Source organism: Paratractidigestivibacter sp., from assembly GCF_052362415.1.
Taxonomy (GTDB): Bacteria; Actinomycetota; Coriobacteriia; order Coriobacteriales; family Atopobiaceae; genus Paratractidigestivibacter.
Window position 1 is genome coordinate 6,400 of record NZ_DAWEMK010000082.1, and the last position, 1,688, is coordinate 8,087.

A 1,688-nucleotide genomic window follows, 5' to 3' on the forward strand; every position below is an offset into this window, starting at 1 on the left:
GGACCGTCGGTAAATCCGCACCGGAATCGCGGACTGTCGGTAACGCGCGCACGAAAAACCCGGACCATCGCTACCGACACCCCGGGATTCTGGTGCAAAGAGGTGCACTTCTCGCCAGAATCAGGGACTGTCGGTAGCGCCTTCACCAAAAACGGGGACCGTCGGTACCGACACTCCCGGATTCCGGTGCAGCGTTACCGACGGTCCCCGATTCTCTCGCAGGCCCGCCCCGTTGGGCGACCCGCGATGCAAGCCCCCTTTACGCCAGAGCGGCGGCCCGCCCGCGGCGGAAGGCCTCGAGGTTGGCCTCCACGGTCTTAGGCGGCACGCGGCGCGCGATCGCGTCCTCCCAGTCCGCCGCCGAGAAGGGCAGCGCCGTGGAGAGCGCGCCCACGAGCACGACGTTCGTGCTGCGTGGGCTTCCGACCTCGCGCGCGATCCTGCCGGCGGGAACGCGCACGGCGCCGAGTTCGGCCAGGCGCGCGTCGACGTCCTCGGGCATCTCGAAGGTGCCGATGGACACGCTCACGGGGACGATGACCTCGTCGTTCACGAACATCTTGCCGCCCTCGTGCAGGTAGTCCTGGGCTCGCAGGGCCTCGACGGCCTCGAAGGCCACGACGACGTCGGCGCAGCCGGGGTCGGCCACCATCGACTCGACCTTGCGCCCCATGCGCACGACGGTCGACACCGACCCCCCGCGCTGGCTCATGCCGTGGATCTCGGACACCTTGACGTCGAGGCCGGCGTCGGCGGCCGCCATGGCGAGAAGCGACCCCGCCAGGATCGTCCCCTGGCCGCCCACGCCCACGAGCAGCACGGTCAGGGTGCCGTCGAGCTGGACCTTCTCGCCGGAGGAGACCACCTCGGCGCTTTTCTCGCTAGCTGTGAAGTGAGGCATGCTACTCACCTTCCTGGATGCAGCCGAAGGGGCAGGACTGGACGCACTGGCCGCAGCCGATGCACTGGTTGGGGTCGATGACGGCGAGCTCGTCCTCGTCGCGGCCGAGGGCCGGGCAACCGATCTGGATGCAGGTGCCGCAACCCTGGCAGCCCTCGATCACGGGCCGCGGGCGCCGCGTCCGGTCGATCAGGCGGCACGGCGAGCGGAACACGACGACGGAGAGCTTGTCGATGTGCGCGACCGCCTCCTCGAGCGCGCGCCGGATCTGCGCGGCGTCCTGCGAGTCCACCTCCACGACCTCGTCGACGCCCATCGCGCGGCAGAGCGCCGCGATGTCGAGCGAGCGTCCCGCCGGCACGTCGAGCGGCGAGACCCCGCGCGCCTGCTCGTCCAGCGTGACGCCGTTCACGGGGTTGCCCTGTGCGCCCGTCATGGCCGTGGTGCGGTTGTCCAGGATGCACAGGGTGCCCTTGCCGCCGTTGTAGATGGTGCCGAGCAGGCTCGTGATGCCGGAGTGCGCGAAGGTCGAGTCGCCGATGACGCCGACCACGGGGCGTCCCGTTCGCTCGCCCGCGCCCGCGAGCTCCATGCCGTGCGCCATGGACAAAGAAGCCCCCATGTCGATGACGGAGTCGACCGCGCGGTAGGGCGCGACGGCGCCCAGCGTGTAGCAGCCGATGTCGCCCGTCACGATGGCGTTCATCTCGCGCAGCTGCACGTAGACGAGGCGGTGGGGGCAGCCGGCGCAGAACGCCGGCGGGCGCGCGGGCAGGTCGCGTGCGGC

Annotated in this window: 2 protein-coding genes; both read right to left on the reverse strand. The window is 70.6% G+C overall.

Annotated features, from left to right (window positions below; all coding sequences use genetic code 11):
- Positions 1-259: 259 nt before the first annotated feature.
- Positions 260-901, reverse strand: coding sequence for an indolepyruvate oxidoreductase subunit beta (locus ACT84W_RS08050; protein WP_417575043.1), 642 nt, complete (start codon positions 899-901; stop codon positions 260-262).
- A gap of 1 nt (position 902) precedes the next feature.
- On the reverse strand, positions 903-1,688 hold a 786-nt coding region (locus tag ACT84W_RS08055), incomplete at its 5' end, for a thiamine pyrophosphate-dependent enzyme (protein WP_444328831.1).

What these genes read in the sequence shown, in the direction of transcription:
- ACT84W_RS08050 (WP_417575043.1), bottom strand. Translation starts at nt 901, where the DNA reads ATGCCTCACTTCACAGCTAGCGAGAAAAGCGCCGAGGTGGTCTCCTCC.